Source organism: Mesorhizobium sp. M7A.F.Ca.ET.027.03.2.1 (assembly GCF_003999175.1).
In the GTDB taxonomy this organism is placed as follows: domain Bacteria; phylum Pseudomonadota; class Alphaproteobacteria; order Rhizobiales; family Rhizobiaceae; genus Mesorhizobium.
Map to the genome: position 1 here is coordinate 1 of NZ_RZOM01000630.1, position 3,620 is coordinate 3,620.

Consider the following 3,620-nt stretch of genomic DNA (forward strand, 5'->3'; position numbering starts at 1 on the left):
TAGTAAGGGACATCAGACCATCTCAGTGAGGACAAGGACATGAAACAGTCAGCGGCCGAAATTCTGCGCGAATACGGACCCTTTCCAGATGTGGAGAGGGTGCATGGGGTGAGTTTTGACGGCAACAATGTCTGGTTCGCCTCGGGCGAGAAGCTGAACGCCTTCGACCCGGAAAACGGCCAAGCGCTGCGCTCGATCGACGTCGCGGCGCATGCCGGCACCGCCTGGGACGGCCAGCACTTCTTCCAGCTTGCCGACGACCTGATACAGAAGATCGACCCTGATACCGGCCAGGTGCTGGCGACCATTCCGGCACCGGGCGGCGGGGGCGATTCCGGGCTGACCTGGGCCGAAGGGACGCTCTGGGTGGGGCAATATCGCGAACGCAAGATCCACCAGATCGACCCGGAGACAGGGGCGATCCTGCGCACCATCGAATCCAACCGTTTCGTCACCGGGGTGACATGGGTCGAGGGCGAGCTGTGGCACGCCACCTGGGAAGGCGACCAGAGCGACCTGCGCCGCGTCGACCCGCGATCAGGCAAGGTTCTGGAGAAGCTCGACATGCCGGCCGGGATGGGCGTGTCGGGACTGGAATCCGATGGCGGCGACCGCCTCTATTGCGGCAGCACATCCGCCGGGGTGGTGAGGGCGGTGCGCCGGCCGCGGTGAGGATGCGGCCGACGCCGAAGTCACACTTGCAGGCGCACTTCACACGGCAATTTGTCCGCTGTCGGCTGGTCGTCGCATCCTGTCGGACCTAGATAGGCTGTGCACCGGGCAGACCGCCCGGACCCGCTTTGCAAAGGATCCCCCCATGCCTGAACAGCCCATCATGCCCGAACAGATTGCATTGAACGACGGCTCCGCCATTCCCCAGCTCGGCCTTGGCGTGTGGCAGGTCGACCAGGATATTACCGCCGAGGTGGTTGGTTGGGGCATCGAGCCGGCTATCGCCTGATCGACACCGCCGAAGGCTACCAGAACGAGGAAGGGGTCGGAGAGGCGATCCGCAGCGCCGGCGTGTCGCGGGCTGAGCTGTTCATCACCTCGAAACTGCGCAACGGCGCACACCAGCGCGATGCGGCGCTGCGCGCCTTCGATGACACCATGGCCAAGCTCGGCATTGAGCAGATCGACCTGTTCCTGATCCACTGGCCTGTGCCCAGCCAGGACAAATATGTCGAGGCCTGGAAGACGCTGGTCGAACTCCGGCAGGCCGGCCGCATCAAGTCGATCGGCGTTTCGAACTTCAACCAGGACCATCTGGAGCGGATCATCGCGGAAACCGGCGTGACGCCCGTCGTCAACCAGATCGAGTTGCATCCCCAGTTCCAGCAGCGCGGTGTCAGGGACTTTCACGCCAAGCACGACATCCGTATCGAAAGCTGGAGCCCGTTGGGCAGCGGCCGGCTGCTCGGCGATCCGACCATTTCAGGCATCGCCAAAAAACATGGCAAGTCCGTCGCCCAGGCGATCATCCGCTGGCATCTCCAAGAGGGGCTGATCGTCATTCCAAAGTCGATCCGCAGGGATCGCATCGCCGCCAATTTCGATGTCTTCGATTTTGAACTGGATGCCCAGGACCTGCAGACGATCCGCGGCATGGATTCGCCCGAAAGGCCGCAACGGGCCCAACCCCGCCACGGCCGCGTTCCTGTTCTGAGGACTGCCGACCGCGAAGCTGCCGATCTCCCGCACGAGGGGGAGATTGGCCAATCTCCGGCCTCTCCGCGCGCTTAAATCCCGGACCCATCCAGCTGCTGGGCGTCTTCGCCTTCCCAGGGCGCTGGCATGGACGCACGGCTGAGGTTTGCCGTCGGCAACGGCATCCAGCACTTCAGTTCCGGGTCGGCATATTCGATGACGCGCCCGGGCGAGGAGTCCGACGCGCGCCAGCCTTCCGAGGCGAACTGGTCAGCACGCGACCAATAGGCAAGGTCTACTTCCGCCGGTCCCTGTTCGGACGGACGCACCGTGACCAGGATGCGGCTGCCATCCTTCGGCGCCGTCGACATGTGGCGCCACCGTTCGGGCTCGTCCATCGCATTCCTCCTCGCACTCGTAGCGTTGGGTGGAGTGTCGCCTCGTGGTCCGAAGGGGTCAACCCAAAGTTTGCGCCAGGCATCGGCTGATGACCCCTCCAGGCGGTGCCTGCACAGTTGTGCGCAACACGCCGCAGGCGGTCATGCACGCTCGACGGGCTGTGACCCAGTTGATAAGCCCGTCTGCGAAAGGAGCGCCTGAGTCGAGATGACCGTTGCGATCGAGATGGGACAGACGACCGCGGGCGCCCCGGCGAAGCTGGATCTTGAGGAACTGCTCGCGACTCGCCTTTTGGTGCAGGGCAATTCAGGCTCCGGCAAGTCGCATCTGCTGCGGCGCCTGCTGGAGCAGAGCGCACCCTGGGTGCAGCAGACCATCATCGATCCCGAGGGCGACTTCGTCTCGCTGGGCGACCGTTACGGCCATCTGGTGATCGATGCCGAGCAGCATACCGAGCGCGGCCTGCAGGCGGCCGGCGAGCGGGCGCGCATGCATCGCGTCTCCACCGTGCTCAATCTCGAAGGCCTCGACGCCGAGAACCAGATGCGACGTGCCGCCGCCTTCCTCGGCGGGCTGTTCGAGGTCGCCCGTGACCACTGGTACCCAATGCTGGTGGTGGTGGACGAGGCGCAGCTGTTCGCGCCGGCGGTGGCCGGCGAGGTGTCGGACGAGGCGCGCAAGCTTTCGCTCGGCGCCATGACCAATTTGATGTGCCGTGGCCGCAAGCGCGGGCTGGCCGGCATCATCGCCACCCAGCGGCTGGCCAAGCTCGCCAAGAACGTCGCCGCCGAGGCGTCCAATTTTCTCATGGGCCGCACCTTCCTCGATATCGACATGGCGCGTGCCGCCGATCTTCTGGGCATGGAGCGACGCCAGGCGGAAGCGTTCCGCGATCTGGAACGCGGGCAGTTCATGGCGCTCGGCCCGGCCCTGTCGCGCCGTCCGCTGGGGCTGCGCATCGGCCCGACCGACACCAGCCCGCGCAACGGCACGCCGCGGCTCATGGCAATGCCGGAATCCGCGCTGGAAGACGCACGCGCGATCATCCTGGCGGCGCCGCCACCCGAGACGGTGCGCACGCCGCGCCGCCCGGCGTCGCCGGACCTGCTCGACCAGCTGATGGCGGCCAAATCGGCGGCACTGGAAATGCGCCCCGAGCCGGCGGAGCCGCAAATCAGCGCCGAGGATCTGGCCGAGCGTCGTGAGCGCGTCGACCGTGTGCTGCGCGCCATCCTGGCGCAGCCCGATGCGGGTTTTCGCGTGATCGGGGTGCTCTATCAGGAATTCGTGGTCCGCTGCCGCATAGAAGGCCTCGCGTCGGTCGTGCCGGACCTGCCGGAGTTCCGCCGCATGCTGACGCGCGCCCGTGCCGGCCTTGGTTCCGAGACGACGCAGGATGACGCGTGGCGGGACGTTTCCGTCCGCGCGTCGCTGCTGCCCGACGACATGCAGGGCGTGTTCATGATGATCGCCCGTGCGGCGAAAGAGGGCTGGCCGTGCCCGAGCGACGCCGCGATCGCCCGTGCCTACGGCTCGCACTCGCTGCGCCGCGCCCGGCGCCTCTTGACCTATAT

3 protein-coding genes and 1 pseudogene are annotated in these 3,620 nt (G+C 66.1%); 3 read left to right on the plus strand and 1 reads right to left on the minus strand.

Going from position 1 to position 3,620, the window contains the following annotated elements:
* Positions 1 to 39 precede the first annotated feature (39 nt).
* Positions 40 to 672 (plus strand): PQQ-binding-like beta-propeller repeat protein, encoded by a 633-nt coding sequence (locus EN750_RS23735; protein ID WP_127267443.1) that lies wholly within the window; start codon positions 40 to 42, stop codon positions 670 to 672.
* Between the two features lie 145 nt (positions 673 to 817).
* Positions 818 to 1,666: pseudogene (locus EN750_RS23740) on the plus strand (aldo/keto reductase).
* A gap of 73 nt (positions 1,667 to 1,739) precedes the next feature.
* On the opposite strand, the gene EN750_RS23745 reads toward EN750_RS23740, so the two are convergent.
* Positions 1,740 to 2,045: a hypothetical protein gene (locus EN750_RS23745; protein ID WP_013530714.1), complete on the minus strand. Its 306-nt coding sequence runs from the start codon at positions 2,043 to 2,045 to the stop codon at positions 1,740 to 1,742.
* Between the two features lie 208 nt (positions 2,046 to 2,253).
* On the opposite strand from EN750_RS23745, the gene EN750_RS23750 reads away from it, so the two are divergent.
* A partial coding sequence (locus EN750_RS23750) for an ATP-binding protein (RefSeq protein WP_145967862.1) occupies positions 2,254 to 3,620 on the plus strand: 1,367 nt, incomplete at its 3' end.